This window comes from Aeromonas sp. Y293-4 (genome assembly GCF_027705905.1).
In the GTDB taxonomy this organism is placed as follows: Bacteria; Pseudomonadota; Gammaproteobacteria; order Enterobacterales; family Aeromonadaceae; genus Aeromonas; species Aeromonas veronii.
In genome coordinates, this window is sequence record NZ_JAPDCI010000012.1 from 1 (window position 1) to 15,679 (window position 15,679).

General features: G+C 60.2%; 14 protein-coding genes and 1 tRNA gene. 9 read left to right on the plus strand and 6 right to left on the minus strand.

The window, feature by feature from the left end; translation table 11 throughout:
• The 3 genes from OKC31_RS13950 to rluA all read left to right on the plus strand — a co-directional run.
• Window positions 1-297: hypothetical protein (locus OKC31_RS13950; RefSeq protein WP_270657086.1), on the plus strand; the 297-nt coding region annotated here is incomplete at its 5' end.
• Window positions 298-392: 95 nt separating this feature from the next.
• Entirely contained in the window at window positions 393-3,260 is a 2,868-nt protein-coding gene (gene rapA / locus OKC31_RS13955) for an RNA polymerase-associated protein RapA (RefSeq protein ID WP_247823863.1), read from the plus strand.
• A gap of 113 nt (window positions 3,261-3,373) precedes the next feature.
• Window positions 3,374-4,030 carry a bifunctional tRNA pseudouridine(32) synthase/23S rRNA pseudouridine(746) synthase RluA gene (gene rluA, locus OKC31_RS13960; RefSeq protein WP_247823862.1) on the plus strand — a complete coding sequence of 219 codons (657 nt, stop codon included), beginning with the start codon at window positions 3,374-3,376 and terminating at the stop codon, window positions 4,028-4,030.
• 64 nt (window positions 4,031-4,094) lie between these two features.
• Here the strand turns inward: rluA and OKC31_RS13965 are convergent, their stop codons facing one another.
• From OKC31_RS13965 to treR, 5 genes are all read right to left on the minus strand, one after another.
• Window positions 4,095-4,283 (minus strand): hypothetical protein, encoded by a 189-nt coding sequence (locus OKC31_RS13965; RefSeq protein WP_019446232.1) that lies wholly within the window; start codon window positions 4,281-4,283, stop codon window positions 4,095-4,097.
• A gap of 246 nt (window positions 4,284-4,529) precedes the next feature.
• Window positions 4,530-5,123: a sugar O-acetyltransferase gene (locus OKC31_RS13970; RefSeq protein ID WP_247823861.1), complete on the minus strand. Its 594-nt coding sequence runs from the start codon at window positions 5,121-5,123 to the stop codon at window positions 4,530-4,532.
• A gap of 3 nt (window positions 5,124-5,126) precedes the next feature.
• On the minus strand, window positions 5,127-6,788 hold the full coding sequence (treC, locus tag OKC31_RS13975) for an alpha,alpha-phosphotrehalase (RefSeq protein WP_247823860.1): 1,662 nt from the start codon (window positions 6,786-6,788) through the stop codon (window positions 5,127-5,129).
• 66 nt (window positions 6,789-6,854) lie between these two features.
• Window positions 6,855-8,285: a PTS trehalose transporter subunit IIBC gene (gene treB, locus OKC31_RS13980; protein WP_005348758.1), complete on the minus strand. Its 1,431-nt coding sequence runs from the start codon at window positions 8,283-8,285 to the stop codon at window positions 6,855-6,857.
• A 192-nt stretch (window positions 8,286-8,477) separates the two neighbouring features.
• Entirely contained in the window at window positions 8,478-9,425 is a 948-nt protein-coding gene (treR, locus tag OKC31_RS13985; protein ID WP_247823859.1) for a trehalose operon repressor TreR, read from the minus strand.
• A gap of 137 nt (window positions 9,426-9,562) precedes the next feature.
• On the opposite strand from treR, the gene OKC31_RS13990 reads away from it, so the two are divergent.
• The 6 genes from OKC31_RS13990 to pbpG all read left to right on the plus strand — a co-directional run bounded on the left by OKC31_RS13990 (window position 9,563) and on the right by pbpG (window position 15,268).
• Complete coding sequence (locus OKC31_RS13990) at window positions 9,563-10,513, plus strand: AEC family transporter (protein WP_247823858.1); 951 nt, start codon at window positions 9,563-9,565, stop codon at window positions 10,511-10,513.
• A gap of 164 nt (window positions 10,514-10,677) precedes the next feature.
• Window positions 10,678-10,872: a heavy-metal-associated domain-containing protein gene (locus OKC31_RS13995; RefSeq protein WP_247823857.1), complete on the plus strand. Its 195-nt coding sequence runs from the start codon at window positions 10,678-10,680 to the stop codon at window positions 10,870-10,872.
• 130 nt (window positions 10,873-11,002) lie between these two features.
• Window positions 11,003-12,061, plus strand: coding sequence for an L-asparaginase 2 (gene ansB / locus OKC31_RS14000; RefSeq protein WP_005348754.1), 1,059 nt, complete (start codon window positions 11,003-11,005; stop codon window positions 12,059-12,061).
• Between the two features lie 243 nt (window positions 12,062-12,304).
• A complete protein-coding gene (locus OKC31_RS14005; protein ID WP_040069001.1) occupies window positions 12,305-13,597 on the plus strand; it encodes a hemolysin family protein in 1,293 nt (430 codons plus the stop codon).
• Window positions 13,598-13,615: 18 nt separating this feature from the next.
• Window positions 13,616-14,281 carry a DedA family protein gene (locus tag OKC31_RS14010; RefSeq protein ID WP_247823856.1) on the plus strand — a complete coding sequence of 222 codons (666 nt, stop codon included), beginning with the start codon at window positions 13,616-13,618 and terminating at the stop codon, window positions 14,279-14,281.
• Window positions 14,282-14,440: 159 nt separating this feature from the next.
• Window positions 14,441-15,268, plus strand: coding sequence for a D-alanyl-D-alanine endopeptidase (gene pbpG / locus OKC31_RS14015; protein ID WP_247823855.1), 828 nt, complete (start codon window positions 14,441-14,443; stop codon window positions 15,266-15,268).
• A gap of 334 nt (window positions 15,269-15,602) precedes the next feature.
• On the opposite strand, the gene OKC31_RS14020 is transcribed toward pbpG, so the two are convergent.
• A tRNA-Arg gene (locus OKC31_RS14020) sits at window positions 15,603-15,679 on the minus strand.

The window sequence follows — 15,679 nt, forward strand, 5'->3', positions numbered from 1 at the left end:
TGCTGCGGGAGTGGCATTCTACTCAACCGCCTTCTCGAGTCAAGCCTTATTTGCAAAGGCTTTTCGAGGTTACCGACCCGGCTGTTTGCGTTGCCGCTTGCCGTGTCGATGGAGGCGCATTATAGGGATCCTGATCACGTTGGCAAGGGTGTTTTTGCATTAAATTCGTATTTTCGGCGCAACCGCTTACTTATTGTTCGAAACGATGATTTATTCCACGAAACAGCCCACCACAGTCGCCTCCGGCTATCTTCTTTAGTGCCTTCTCTACGACAAATCAGGGCCATCATGATTTGATCTCATCCCTCTATATCCTTGGTGATCGAGGTCACTCCTTCGGGTAACATAGCGCCCCTTTGCGATTCACACACTCTTGGGCTTTGGAGAGTTTAATGCCTTTTGCACTTGGCCAGCGTTGGATTAGTGATACAGAGACGGATCTTGGTTTGGGGACTGTCGTTGCTGTTGAAGGACGCATGGTTACCCTGTTGTTCCCGGCTACCGGTGAAAACCGCATGTATGCCAAAGAAGAGGCGCCGGTGACCCGGGTCAGCTTCAATGTGGGCGATCAGATTGCCAGTCACGAAGACTGGACCATGACGGTCGACGAAGTGCAGGAGAAAGATGGCCTGCTTATATATGTAGGTGTTCGCACCGACAATGATGAGCCGGTTGTTCTCAAGGAAGTGTTTCTCAACAACTTTATCAAGTTCAACAAGCCGCAGGATCGCCTATTCGCCGGTCAGATCGATCGGATGTCCCGCTTTACCCTGCGCTACGAGGCGCTGGTCAACCAGCACAAGCGTCGTCGCAATCCGACCCGCGGTCTGGCCGGCGGCCGGGTCAGCCTGATCCCGCACCAGCTCTATATTGCCCACGAAGTGGGTCACCGCTACGCCCCGCGCGTACTGCTGGCCGATGAGGTGGGTCTGGGCAAAACCATCGAAGCGGGCATGATCATTCATCAGCAGCTGCTCTCCGGCCGTGCCCATCGAGTGCTGATCCTGCTGCCCGAAACGCTCCAGCATCAGTGGCTGGTCGAGATGCTGCGCCGCTTCAACCTGCACTTCTCCCTGTTTGACGAGGAGCGCTGCATCGAGGCATTCGCCGATGCGGAAAACCCCTTCGAGACCGAACAGCTGGTGATCTGCAGCCTCGATTTCCTGCGCAAGAAGCGTCGTCGCTTCGAGCAGGTGCTGGAAGCCGAGTGGGATCTGCTGGTTGTCGATGAAGCGCACCATCTTGAATGGAGCGAAGAGGCGCCGAGCCGTGCCTATGAAATGGTGGAAGCGCTGGCCGAACAGGTGCCGGGCGTGCTGCTGCTAACCGCAACCCCGGATCAGCTGGGCCACCAGAGCCACTTCGCCCGTCTGCGCCTGCTCGACCCCGAGCGTTTCTACGACTACGACGCCTTCCTCGCCGAGGAGCAGGCCTATGGTCAGGTCGCCAGCGCCGCGCAAGAGCTGCTGGATGGCGAGACCCTGAGCGATGAAGCCAAACAGATCCTCGCCAGCCAGCTGGAAGGGCTGGACTTGAGCGATGCCGCCGCCCGTCAACAGGCGGTCGCCAAGCTGCTGGATCAGCACGGCACCGGCCGCGTCCTGTTTCGCAACAGCCGCGCCAATATTCAAGGCTTCCCCGAGCGGCATCTCAACGTCTACCCCATGCCGCTGCCGGAGCAGTACAAGACCGCCATCAAGGTGATGGGCATGATGGGTGGCAACGGTGGCGATCTGCAGACCCGCGCCCTGCGCTACCTCTACCCCGAGAAGATCTTCCAGCAGTTTGAAGGCGACAGCGCCACCTGGACTCAGTTCGACCCACGCGTTGAATGGTTGCTGGAGCTGCTGCTCTCTGCCCGTCAGCAGAAGGTGCTGGTGATCTGCTCCGAAGCAGCGACCGCCATCGCGCTGGAAGAGGCGCTGCGAACCCGTGAAGGGATCCGTGGTGCCGTGTTCCACGAGGGGATGTCCATCCTCGAGCGGGACAAGGCCTCCGCCTATTTCGCTCAAGCTGAGGGGGGCGCCCAGGTGCTGCTCTGCTCCGAGATCGGCTCCGAAGGTCGCAACTTCCAGTTTGCCAGCCATCTCGTGCTGTTCGATCTGCCCCTCAACCCGGATCTGCTGGAACAGCGGATCGGTCGACTGGACCGTATCGGTCAGCAGAACACCGTCGAGATTCACGTCCCCTATCTGGAGGGCACCTCCCAGCGCGCCTTGCAGCTCTGGTATCACGATGGCCTCGATGCGTTCGAGCAGACCTGCCCGACCGCCCGCCCGGTATTTGAAGCCGTGCGTGACGAACTGTTCGAGCTGCTGGCTGCCAATACCGGTGATCAGGCGACCCTCGAAGCGCTGCTGACCCGCACCCGCGAACTGCACGAGCCGCTCAAGGCCAAGCTGGAACAGGGCCGCGATCGTCTGCTGGAGATCCACTCCAGCGGTGGCGAAGCTGCCAAACAGCTGGTCGAGAAGCTGGCTGCCGAAGATGACGACACCGGCATGATCTCCTTCGCCCTCAAGATGTTCGACGAGATCGGCGTCAATCAGGATGATCGCGGCGAGAACGCGCTGGTGCTGATGCCGGGCGATCACATGCTGGTGCCCAGCTTCCCGGGCCTGCCGCAAGACGGCATGACCATCACCTTTGATCGCACCACCGCCCTGTCGCGGGACGATATGTCGTTCCTCTCTTGGGATCACCCCATGATGCGCGGCGGTATCGACCTGATCCTCGGCTCCGAGATCGGTGCCACCTCGGTGGCTCTGCTCAAGAACAAGGCGCTGCCGGTCGGTTCCATCCTGCTGGAGCTGATCTTCGTCGCCGAGTCTGCGGCTCATCCCCAGCTCTACCGCTTCATGCCGCCAACACCGATCCGCCTGCTGATGGACAAGAACGGCAACAACCTCGGCGAGAAGGTGGCGTTCGATGCGTTCAACCGCCAGCTGACGCCGGTCAACCGCCACCTCGGCAGCAAGCTGGTGACTGCGTCCCAGCCGGTGATCCATGGTCTGATTGGCCAGGGTCAGGCGATTGCCGAAGAGCTGAAGGCCGGGATTGTCGACAAGGCCCGCACCCAGATGGCGCAGACCCTGCAGCAGGATCTCGATCGTCTGGAGGCGCTCAAGGCGGTCAACCCGAACGTGCGCGACAGCGAGCTGGAATATCTGCGCAATCTGCAGGCAGAATTGCACCACCTGATCGACCAGACCCAGCTCAAGCTGGATGCCATCCGCTTTATTGTGGTGACCCATAACTGATAAAACGGTGAAATGGCCAAACCCAACGCAAGTTGGATGCCATGCACTTTTTATCGTGGTAACCCATAACTGATGGGGGCTTGCCCCCGCTTTGACCAAAGATGCGAGACGCTATGTTTGTATACTCACCGCCCCTGGAACCCTGGCTCGATATCCTGTTCAAGGACAAGGACATCATGGTGGTCAACAAGCCCACTGGCCTGCTGAGCGTCCCCGGGCGCGGCCCCGAGAATGAAGACAGCGTGCTCCATCGGGTCAAGCAGCAGCACCCCAAGGCGGCAGCCGCCCATCGCCTCGACATGGCGACCACCGGCGTGCTGGTGATCCCGCTCAATCCCAACTCCCACCGGGAGCTGAGCCGGCAATTCCGCGAGCGGGAGACCGAGAAGCACTACCTCGCATGGGTGTGGGGTGAACCGGAACAGGATGCGGGCGAAGTGGATCTGCCGCTCTGCGTCGACTGGCCCAACCGGCCGAAACAGAAAGTTGACCATGAGGAGGGGCGCCATGCCCTGACCCTGTGGCAGAAGCTGAAGGTGGAGAATGGCAACAGCCTGATCAAGCTGACCCCGATTACCGGTCGCTCCCATCAGCTGCGGGTTCATATGCTGGAGCTGGGGCACCCGATCCTGGGTGACAACCTCTACGCCCATCCGGATGCGCTGGCGGCAGCACCGCATCTTTATCTGCATGCGGCCAGCCTGACCATCAGCCACCCCCGCAGCGGCGAGCGGATGACCTTCGAGGCGCCAGCCCCTTTCCCGGTCTGAGCCTGACAGGTAACAGCCCAATAAAAAGAAAGCCCCCATCGAGAGATGGAGGCTTTTTTATCGCTCAGACGCGGATATCGATATTGCTTCCGAGGGAAGCGCTGGCCGATGTCGGCGCAGCCGGAGCGGATTGCGCTGCGGTTTGCAGCAATTTCAGTGCGGATTCGCCCTCTTGGGTCTGCTGTTTTTTGGCCAGACTGGCCGCCATCAACGCAGAACCGAACGACGCATTTGCAGAGCTGGATATGTCCATAGGTTACCTCCTGCATCAAAGAGTATCGGCCGCCCTCAGCCAGACATGAGCAATCAATGGACAAGAATCCGAACCGGGGCCCGTTTTCATGTCGATCGGGGGAACGCTACGGAAGGGATAAATCGCCCCGAAACCGCGCCAACTGGGCGTTTTGAGGGGTTATCAGCCATTCGATAAGCAAATGATTAAAGCCATATCATTTGAAAAATAAATGACAAAAAGCGCCACCAAGCCCCTCGAAAATGCCTATTCGAGGCCCGCAAGCTCCTCCGCTGTCATCGCCCGCAATACCCGACAGGGGTTGCCAGCCGCCACCACGTTGGCGGGCACATCTTTGGTCACCACCGAACCGGCACCGATGACGCTGTTGTCACCGATGGTGACGCCGGGGCAGATGACGACGCTGCCGCCAATCCAGACGTTGTGGCCGATCCGCACCGGCTTGCCGAACTCGACACCCTTGATACGTGGCACCACCGCCACCGGGTGAGCGGCGGTGTAGATCTGCACCCCGGGCGCCAGCAGCACGTTGTCGCCGATATGCACCTCACAGACGTCGAGGATGGTGCAATTGACGTTGGCGTAGAAGTTCTCGCCGACGAAGATATTGGCGCCATAGTCGCAGAAGAACGGCGGATTGATGGCACACTCCTGGCCGCGGCCACCGAGCAGCTCGTGCAGCAAAGCATCCCGCGCCGGTTTCTCCTGCCAGCAGGTGTTGAAGGTGTGATAAAGCCTTCGGCAGCGCTCACGTGCCGCTTTGAGCTCGGGGTCAGCCGCGTCATAGGGCTTCCCCGCAGCCATCTTCTGCCACTCGCTACCGCGCACCACCTTCTCCATTACCTACTCCATCAGCCAGATCAGGGATTCATAAGGGCGCAGCATACCCGATTGCGGTTGGGCCGGGCTATCCGGGTAGTTGCCGAGCAGCAGCCGACCTTGCCCACTTTGCAGCTCGGCAGGCAAGGCAAACTCCACCGGCTCGCCGTAGAAGTTGCTCACCACCAGCAGGGTCTGACCGTTGGCACGGCGGGCATAGGCCCAGATCTGCGGGTGCCCGGCCAGTAGTTCCTGATAATCCCCCTGAGTGAAGATGGGGTGCGCCTTGCGAATGGCGATGAGATCCCGATAATGCCAGAACACCGAGTGCTGGTCGGCCAGCGCCGCCTCGGCGTTGATCTCGGGATAGTTGGCGGCAGGCTTGAGCCAGGGCGTCCCGCTGGTGAAACCTGCATTGGCCGCTGCGCTCCACTGCATCGGCGTGCGCGAGTTGTCGCGGGACTTGGCGCCGAGAATGGCGAGGATCTCGGCCTCGCTCATCCCTTCCGCCAGCTTGATGGCGAAGATGTTGCGGCTCTCCACATCCTGATAGTCATCGATGTGCTGATAGCCGGGGTTGGTCATGCCGATCTCCTCCCCCTGATAGATGTAGGGGGTGCCTTGCAGGCCGTGCAGCGTACTGGCCAGCATCTTGGCGGCCACGACCCGATGCTCACCCTCATCGCCGAAACGGGAGACGATGCGCGGCTGATCGTGGTTGCACCAGAACAGCGCCGACCACCCCTTGCCGTGCATACCGCTCTGCCAGTGGTTGAAGATGCGCTTGAGTTCGAGGAAATCGAACGGCGCCTTGGTCCACTTGTCGCCGTTGGGGTAATCCACCTTGAGGTGGTGGAAGTTGAACACCATGGAGAGCTCGGAGCCATCCAGTGCGCCATAGCGCTGGCAGTGCTCCAGCGAAGTAGAGGACATCTCCCCCACCGTCATGGCGCCGACAGGAGCAAACACATCGCAGCTCACATCCTGCAGGAATTCGTGGATGCGCGGCCCGTCGGTGTAGAAGCGGCGGCCATCGCCAATATCGTCGTTCGGGAAGGTCTGATCCTTGGAGATAAGGTTGATAACGTCGAGCCGGAACCCATCCACCCCCTTCTTGGCCCAGAAGTGAATGATGTTTTTCACCTCGGCGCGCACCGCCGGATTTTCCCAGTTGAGATCCGCCTGCTCGCGGGCAAACAGGTGCAGGTAGTACTGGCCGGTGGCTGAGTCCAGCTCCCAGGCGCTGCCACCAAACTTGGATTGCCAGTTGTTGGGCACGCCGCCATCCACCGGATCGCGCCAGATGTAGTAGTCGCGGTAGGGGCTGTTTTTATCCCCCAGCGCCGACTTGAACCAGGCGTGCTCGGTGGAGGTGTGGTTCACTACTATATCCATCACGATGCGGATGTCGCGCGCGTGGGCGGCAGCCAGCAGCGCCTCGAAATCGGCCATGGTGCCGTAGGCGGGGTCGATGGCAAGGTAGTCGGCAATGTCGTAGCCGTTGTCCACCTGCGGGGATACGTAGACAGGGGTCAGCCAGAGGGCATCGACCCCCAGGGTTTTGAGATAGTCGAGGCGGGCCATGATCCCCTTGAGGTCGCCGGTGCCACGGGCAGCGGAATCCTGAAAGCTCTTGGGGTAAATCTGGTAAATCACGGCACTCTGCCACCAGGGTGTTTGGCTCATGGGTCTTTCTCTTGTCTCGAATATGAAATGGAGAGGGCGACCCGCGGGTCGCCCTGATAATCATTGTCAGGCGCTGGCTTGGGTCAACTTGCCAGCGGCTTGCTGGCGCTTGTAGACCAGCAGGGTCAGCACCACCGGCACCACGATGGCGACCAGCATGGCGATGGCAAATACCGCCCAGTATTGCGGCTGGATGGAAAGGATGCCCGGCAGGCCGCCCACCCCGATGCCGTTGGCCATCACCCCGGCGAAACCGCAGATGAGGGCGGCAAGGCTGGAACCCACCATGGCGCACAGCATGGGGAACTTGTACTTGAGGTTGATGCCGTACATGGCTGGTTCGGTCACCCCGAGATAGGCGGAGATGGCGGCAGGCACGGAGATTTCCCGTTCGTTCTCCTTGCGGCTAATCAGAATGATGCCGACGACCGCAGAAGCCTGAGCGATGTTGGAGAGGGCGATCAGCGGCCAAATCGGGGTGCCACCCATGCTCTGCATCAGCTGCAGATCCACTGCGTTGGTGGTGTGGTGGATACCGGTAATGACCAGCGGTGCATAGAGGAAACCGAACAGGGCAGCGCCGATGGGAGCGAAGGAGCCAGTCATGGCGGCCTTGGCAGCGAAACCGACGCCATCACCAATCCAGCGACCGAACGGGCCGATAAAGGCGTGGGCCACGATCACTGCCAGCAGCAGCGAGACAAACGGCACAATCACCAGATATAGGTAAGCCGGAATGATCCGCTTGAGGTTGGTCTCCACCCAGGCGAGGAAGACACCCGCCAGCAGCGCCGGAATGACCTGTGCCTGATAGCCCACCTTCTGGATCACGAACAGGCCGAAGTCCCACACCTCGGGAGTCTGCTGGCCGATGCCGTAGGCGTTCATCAACTGCGGTGACACCAGCGTCACCCCCAGCACGATACCCAGGATCTCGGAGCCGCCCATCTTCTTCACTGCAGACCAGCAAACACCAACCGGCAGGAAGTGGAAAATCGCCTCGCCCAGCAGCCAGAGGAAGGCGTGTACCTGAGCCCAGAACTGGCTGATCTCGGTGAGGGTGTGAGTGCCATCGTCAAACATCTTGATGTCGCCAATGACGTTGCGAAAGCCCAGGATCAGACCGCCGGTGATGATGGCGGGCAGCAGCGGTACGAAGATCTCCGCCAGATGGGAGATGCCCCGCTCCAGCGGGTTCATGTTCTGGCGAGCCGCCTGCTTGGCGGTCTCCTTGCTGCCACCGCTGACGCCGAGCTGCTCGGTCAGCGCCTTGTACCACTGCTCCACCTCGTTGCCGATCACCACTTGGAACTGACCGCCCTGGGTGAAGCTTCCCTTCACTGCCGGAATGGTCTCGATAGCCTTGCTGTCGGCCTTGGCCGGATCGTTCAGGACGAAGCGCAACCGAGTCAGGCAGTGGCTGACGGTGGCGATGTTCTCCTTGCCGCCGATCTTGTCGATCAGGGTGGCAAGCTGCTGTGCGTTGATCTTGGACATGGGTCTTCCCTCTGTGACGCCATTGAATAGTGGTCTGTATCGCCCTTTTGAGCCAGTCTGTCGGCCGGAGCGTTTTTGGTATCGTTCCCATTTAGCATGCCGACAATCTAGCCAGATCGAAATGGGAACGTTCCCAGTTCGTGGCCAGCGTCACAGAAAGCACACTTTTTGTTCAGTCGGAAGTGATGGGGCTCACAGGGTTCGGCAGGGGGCGATAGTCACCAGCGGGGGCTGAGCCTGCTCAATCTGGCCGAGCAGCTGACGCGCCGCCTGCTCCCCCGCCCCTTTGTAACCCAAATCGAGACTGAGGGCGTTGGGGAAGAGGAAGCTGAGCATGGGGTTATTGCCAAGGCCGGTCACCAGCACCTCGCTACGCCCTTGTTCTTGAAGGTATTTTGCCGCACCGATGGCGAGGGTGTCGCTGGCGCAGACCAGCGCTTGGGTGGAGGGCGTCAGCAGCTCGGCCGCCAGCCGATAGCCGCTCTGCAGGCTGAGATCACCGAGGGCGCTGCGCGGGCGCAACCCCTGCTCTGCGCAGTAAGCGAGATAAGCATCTAGGCGGCGCTGGCCGGTGGTGAGATCCGAGGTATCCACCCCCAGATAGGCGATGTCGCGGGCGTCACGGCTGGCCAGTTGCGCCAGCATGGTGCGCACCGCACCGACGTCGTCAAAGCAGACCGAGGAGAAACCGGGATATTCACGAGCGACCAGCACCAGCTTCTCTTTCAGCGGCGTCATGGCGGCATAGTCCAAGTCATTGAAGGCGAACAGGATAATGCCATCCACCCCGCGCCGCTCCAGCACCGCCAGATGCTCCTGCACCTTGGCGGGGGAGAACTTGCTCTCCATCAGCACAGCATCGTAGCCACGCAGGTAGAGGGTCTCCAGCATGCCGCGCACCGCCTGATTTTCCGAGCTGGAGTCGAGCCGGGAAACAATGATCCCCACCACCTGCTGGCTCTGGCTGCGCATGGCCCGCGCCGACTTGCTCGGCACGAAGCCATGTTCGGCGATGATCTGCTCCACCCGCTCGCGGGTCTCCTGCTTCACCTTGGGATCCTGGTTGAGCACCCGGGAGACGGTCGACTTGCCGACGCCACTCAGTCTGGCGATATCGAGGATGGTCAGTTTCTTGTCCATGAATTGGCTCACAGGAGGCTAGGCGGTGGAATTGCCCACATTGTTGTGATTAACCCCTGTGAATACAAGCCCATGGCGTTAGAATGCCCTTTTTGCCCCGCCGTCAGGGTGTGTGGGCACAGCACAGGATGCCCATCATGGATCTGCTGGCCAGTCTGCTCTTCTCCCTCTCCATCACAGGCCCCATCTGCGTGGTGCTGCTGCTCGGCATCTTGCTCAAGCGGCTGGGGCTGCTGCCGGATCCCTTTACCGAATCCGCCTCGCGACTGGTGTTTCAGGTCACCCTGCCCGCTCTGCTCTTTCTCAGTATTCTGGGTACCAACTTCGCCACCATGCCGAGCCTCTGGTTTATCGGCTATGGCCTGCTCGCCACCGTTATCAGCTATCTGGTGCTGGAGCTGCTGGCCGGACGTTTTATCGGGGAGCAGCGGCTGCGCGGGATCTTCGTGCAGGGGAGCTTTCGCGGCAACAGCGCCATTATCGGGCTCGCCTATGTGCAGAACGCCTACGGCCACGAGGGGTTGGGGGCGGCGGCCTTCTACGTCGGCGCGGTGACCGTGCTCTACAACATTCTCGCAGTGATCACCCTCACCCGCAGTCTCGGCGGTGCCACCGGCATTCGCCCCATTCTGCTCGGCATCATCAAGAATCCGTTGATCATCGCCATTGTGGCGGCGCTGCCCTTTACCCTGCTCGGTATCAAGATGCCGCAACTGCTGCTCACCACCGGCAGCTACTTCGCCAACATGACGTTGCCGCTGGCGCTGCTCTGCACCGGCGCCTCTCTCAGCCTCGATGCCCTGCGTGGTGGTGCAGCCATTGCGGGCTGGGCCAGCATCATGCGGCTCTGTCTCATTCCGGCTGCGTTCACTCTGGGGGCGGCCCTGCTCGGCTTCAGCCATCTGGAGCTGGGCATTCTGTTTCTCATCAGCGCTACCCCGACTGCCGCCGCCAGCTATGTGATGGCCCGTGCCATGGGGGGCGACAGCGTGCTGGCCGCAAACATCATCGCCACCACCACCCTCGGTTCGCTGGTCACTACCAGCCTCGGGGCAACTCTGATGAATTATCTCGGTCTTATGTACTGACCCTGCCCGAGGAAACTGCCAACCTCATCGCCACCACGAACCTTGGCTCCCATACACCGGCAGGGAGCCATCCTGATGAGCTATCTGGGTCTTATGTACTGACGGCTTGACCTTGCCGGAGGCGGCAGCTTTAGGCTGGCGCTCATCAACAGAGGAGATATCCCATGACCATCGAACTCACCGTGTCCGGCATGTCCTGTGGTGGCTGCGCCGCCAGTCTGCAAAAAGCACTGCTGGCCCAGCCTGCGGTCACCACCGCAACCGTCGATTTCACCAGCAGCAAGGCCTTCATCGAGAGCGAGCTGAGCAAGGCAGAGCTGATCGCCCTGATCGAAGCCAAGGGTTTCTCTGCGAGTTAAATTATCTCCATAGAGGTATAAAACAGGTTAAAAATCTGTACTCACCTGTCTTTTGGTGAGTTTTATCACAGACCGGGGTTATTAAACGGGCAAACTTGCTGCGATTATTCCAACCATAAGGATTTGCAGCATGACCCTACCGATCCGCAAGACCCTGCTCGCCGCTGTCGTCGGCCTGACCCTCTCCCCCATGGCCATGGCCCTGCCAAACGTCCATATTCTGGCAACAGGCGGCACCATTGCCGGGGCAGGCCAGTCGGCTACCCAGTCCAACTACGAGGCTGGCAAGGTGGCCATCGAAACCCTGATCGCCGCCGTGCCCGAGATGAAGAACGTGGCCGATGTGCAGGGTGAGCAGGTGGTCAAGATCGGCTCCCAGGACATGAACGACGAGGTGTGGCTCAAGCTGGCCAAGCGGGTCAACGAGCTGCTGGCCAAGGATGACGTGGATGGCATCGTCATTACCCACGGCACCGACACCATGGAAGAGACCGCCTACTTCCTCAATCTGACCGTCAAGAGCGACAAGCCGGTGGTGCTGGTCGGCGCCATGCGCCCCTCCACCGCCATGAGTGCCGATGGCCCGCTCAACCTCTACAACGCCGTAGTGACCGCCTCCGACCCCGCCTCCAAGGGCCGTGGCGTGATGGTGGCGATGAACGACACAGTGCTGGATGCCCGCGACGTCACCAAGACCAACACCACCGGGGTGCAGACCTTTGCTTCCCCCAACTTTGGCCCGCTCGGTTACATCCACAACGGCAAGATCGACTATCAGCGCAGCCCGGCCCGTCTGCACACCAGCAAGACGCCGTTTGACGTGAGCAAGCTCGACAAGCTGCCGCAAGTGGGCATCGTCTACAGCTACGCCAACGCCACCGACTTGCCGGCCAAGGCGATGGTGGATGCCAAGTTCGACGGCATCGTCAGCGCCGGGGTGGGCAACGGCAACCTCTACCACACCCTGTTCGACACCCTGGCCAAGGCGAGCAAAGACGGCATCCGGGTAGTGCGCTCCGCCCGCGTACCGACCGGCGCCACCACCCTGGATGCCGAGATCGATGATGCCAAGTACGGCTTCGTGGCCTCCGGCACTCTCAACCCGCAGAAGGCGCGGGTGCTGCTGATGCTCTCCCTGACCCAGAGCAAGGATCCGGCCCAGATCCAGCGCTGGTTCCAGCAGTTCTGATAACGGTTGTCTGAACCATGACAAGCAAGGGCGGGACTTCCCGCCCTTTTCCCTCCTGCAATGCTGCCTCGCCCATTACGCCGTTTGGCGGGGCCATCCCTCCCTTTTCCGGTCATCTTTTTCAGCCATCCCAGAGCGCTGTCATCAAATTAGCGAGCCGGATCACCCGCTTTCACAAGCACATCGCCGCCAAATTCATTACACTGCCAGCGATCTTATCCACTCAAGGAGTGCTGTTGCTGTATGGAAATATTGATCCTGCTGGGATTGATTTTGCTTAATGGTGTCTTCGCCATGTCAGAAATCGCCATCGTCACCGCACGCAAGGCTCGCCTCGGCAAGCTTGCCTCTGAAGGCAACCGCTCCGCCGCCATTGCCCTCAAACTGGGCGAAGACCCGACCCATTTTCTCTCTGCCGTCCAAATCGGCATTACCAGCATCGGCCTGCTCAACGGTATTTATGGCGAATCGCTACTGGCCCAGCCCTTCTCCCTCTGGTTGCAGGAGTGGGGACTCCCGGCCAAGAGCAGTGGCCTGATCGCCACCGTCATCGTGGTGGTGGTGGTTACTTATCTCTCCATCGTGGTGGGGGAGCTGGTGCCCAAGCGGCTCGGCCAGCTCAATGCCGAGCGCATCGCCTGTCTGGTGGCCCGCCCCATGCACTGGCTCGCCACCCTGACACGCCCCTTCGTCTGGCTGCTGTCGGCCTCCACCAATGCCAGCCTGCGGCTGCTGCGGGTCAACCAGAACGGCAGCGCCAACGTTACCGAGGAGGAGATCCACGCCATGCTGGTGGAGGGCTCTGAAGCCGGGGTGATCGAGGATCATGAACACACCATGCTGCGCAACGTCTTCCGTCTCGACGAGCGCAGCCTCTCCTCCCTGATGGTGCCGCGCAGCGATATCCGCTATCTGGATCTGGCACTGCCGCTGGAGACCAACCTGCAGCGGCTGGTGGAGTATCGCCACAGCTATTTTCCGGTCTGCGACGGCAACCTGTCAGAATTGGTGGGTATCATCAATGTCAGCAAGGTGCTGCACGCCTATATCAAGGGGGAGCCCATCGATCTGGCAGCCCTGACCCAGGAGGGCAGCTTGCTGCCCGAGACCCTCAACGGCGTCGAGCTGCTCAACCACTTCCGCACCCACAGCGAACAGATGGCGCTGGTGGTGGACGAATATGGCGAGTTGCAGGGACTGGTCACCCAGCAGGATCTGCTGGAGGCGCTGGCGGGGGATTTCCAGCAGGAGGATGGCGAGGACAACTGGGCCTTCCGGCGCGCCGACGGCAGCTGGCTGCTCGATGGCCTGATCCCGTTGCCGGAATTGAAGGACTGTCTGGAGCTGGTTCGTCTGCCAGAAGAAGAAAAACATCACTATCACACCCTCGGAGGGCTTATCATGCTGCTCCTTGGTCGTGTTCCACAAACCGGAGACCTGGTGACACTGGAACAGTGGCAACTGGAAATTGTTGACATGGATGGCCTGCGCATCGACAAGGTGCTCGCCATGCCCTTGACCGATCAACCCAGCTAACCTGCGGAGTTTGCAAGTATGGAGCAGTTTTACCAACTGGCTTACGCCTTTATGAATCACGATCTGAACACACTTTCCGATCCCAAGATGGCCTTCATGATCTGTGGTGTGATTCTGACGTTTCTGGTACTGGAAAACGGATTCATCCCTACCGCCTTTCTGCCCGGTGACAGCCTGCTGATCCTCACCGGCGTGCTCATCTATCAGGATGTATTGTCTCTCGGGGTGATCCCGCTGTTAATCATGGCTACCTTTGTCGGCACCTGGCTCGGTTACATGCAGGGGCGCTTTCTCGGCCACACCCAGCTCTACCATCGGCTGATGTCCCACGTGGAAGAGCGACACCAGCAGAAGGTCTACCACCTGCTGGACAAGTACGGGATCATCACCCTGATCACCGCGCGCTATATCGCCTTCGTACGCACCGCCTACCCCTACATCGTCGGTGCCACCGAGCTGCCCCAGGGGCGCTTTCTCATCGTCAATCTGATCAGCTCCATCATGTGGATCTGCCCGCTGGTCGGGTTTGGCTACTACCTGAGCCACACCAAGCTGGCAGCCGAATACCAGACCCAGTTCTTCAACATCATCATCTATCTGCCGGTGGCCCTGCTGGTGGGTGGCATGGTGGCACTGGTCTGGCGCTGGATCAGCAAACGCAGGGCCGCGCAGCCGCGGGATTGACCCCTCACCCAACGCCCGACCCGAAAGCCCTCGCCAGAGGGCTTTTTTGATCGCCAATTTTGCGCAAATAGCAGAAATAGTCCCGCTCGGCCCTTGTAAAGCCGGGGTAAAAATGAGTGAATCTAGCGCCTTTTTTTGGATGGGAATGGAGTCGGTTGTATGTGGTGTCGGATTCGCGCAGCAGCGCTGGTTGTCGGGTTGATGGGAATGCTGGGATTGCCTGTGGTCAGCGCGGCCCCCAACCCAGCCAAACTGGAAGTACGCTCGAGCAGCGCCCTGGTCGTGGATGTAAAAACGGGCAAGACGCTCTACCAGAAGAATGCCACCAAGGTACGTCCTATCGCCTCCCTTACCAAGCTGATGACAGCGCTGGTGGTGCTGGATGCCAAGCAGAATCTCAACCAGACCATTACGGTCGACAAGAACGATCTGGATCGGGTCAAACACACCCACTCCCGCATCCGCATGGGCACCAAGGTGACCCGCCGCGACGCCCTGCATCTGGCGCTGATGTCCTCCGAAAACCGGATGGCCTCGGCACTGGCGCGTCACTATCCGGGCGGTCGCAGCGCCTTCGTGCGAGCCATGAACAACAAGGCCAGACAGCTGGGTATGCGTAATACCCACTTCTACGACTCCACCGGCCTCTCCACCCGCAACGTTTCCACCGCCCAGGATCTGGGCAAGCTGGCCGCCGCCGCCTATCGCCAGCCGCTGATCCGTCAGTTCACTCAGGATGAGAACCGGGAGATGCGCTTCAGCGCCCCCGCCTACAGCCTGATGTTCAACAACACCAACCCGCTGGTGAAAAACCCGGATTGGGACGTGCGCCTCTCCAAGACCGGCTTCACTGACGAAGCGGGTCGCTGTCTGGTGATGCGCGCCAAACCGGACAGCCGCGAGCTCGCCATCGTGCTGCTCAACTCGGTGGGCAAACGCACCCCCATCGGCGATGCCAACCGCATTCGCAAATGGCTGAAAAACTGAGTAAATATCTCAACACAAAAGGATGCTGCGGCATCCTTTTTTATTGCCTGCAGAACGCCTCAGCAGGCCTTGCAGGATATTGATGAGCTGATGAGTGGCCCGGCATCTGCCGTTGCAACAGCAGGCATACAGCGCGCCTATAGATGAGGCAAAGGGTGGTGAGGCGGTACAACGATCAGAAGAACTGTGCACAATCACAGATAGGGGAAGAAATAAGGACAAGAACAGCCAGGTAAACGGGCAATCCACCCGCAACAGCGCACGGGGATCCGCACCAAAAAGTTAAATATCGCCCATAAAAAAACAGCCCCGACCGAAGTCGAGGCTGTCTGTATGGTGCGCCCGAGAGGATTCGAACCTCTGACCACCTGGTTCGTAGCCAGGTACTCTATCCAGCTGAGCTACGGGCGC